This window comes from Ligilactobacillus murinus DSM 20452 = NBRC 14221 (genome assembly GCF_001591685.1).
Taxonomy (GTDB): domain Bacteria; phylum Bacillota; class Bacilli; order Lactobacillales; family Lactobacillaceae; genus Ligilactobacillus; species Ligilactobacillus murinus.
On record NZ_BCVJ01000136.1, the window covers coordinates 1 to 594 of the forward strand.

The 594-nt window shown below is 41.1% G+C and carries 1 protein-coding gene; it reads right to left on the bottom strand.

What is annotated here, in order from left to right; translation table 11 throughout:
• Nucleotides 1–118 precede the first annotated feature (118 nt).
• Nucleotides 119–505 (bottom strand): hypothetical protein, encoded by a 387-nt coding sequence (locus LMU01S_RS10175; protein ID WP_056958301.1) that lies wholly within the window; start codon nucleotides 503–505, stop codon nucleotides 119–121.
• Nucleotides 506–594 lie beyond the last annotated feature (89 nt).

Consider the following 594-nt stretch of genomic DNA (forward strand, 5'->3'; position numbering starts at 1 on the left):
CCAAAGATCAGCGTTAGCAATGTGATCATCAGTAAATACATTGTTAGGGCGTATTTGACCCCGTCTTTATCGTTTCGTTCTACTTCAAACAAGTAGCAGGCGTCTAGCTTGATTTGTTCTAACATGTTTCAACCCCCAAGATCATTGCTTTTTTAACTTCTTCCACGTCTGCGATCGCTAAAATGTGCCAGTAGGTAACTTCGTATTTGCAAAAGCCTATTACTTCAATCACTGGCAAGATATAGCCTAGCTTTTTCAATCGTTCCAGATCCTTAGCCACTTCGGTAGTTAGACCACCAAGGATATATACAAGGTGCGTCCCGTTGGCAACTACTCCGGATGTGTTAGCCTGCATACATAGCAGACCGTACAACTCTTTTTGTTCAAATGTCAGCTTATCGGATCGTTCTACTCTCCTAGGGATGTAGATACAACTTTGATCCTTTGCCAGCATTTCCAATACAGTATCTAACTTCTTGCGATCCGATCTCGTCAATTCCATCATATCTATTCAATTCCTTTCTGTGATCATTTTTACAGCATAGCTCTAAAACTTCTGCGATCCATAAAGCTAACCTTTAAACCACTTAGCCC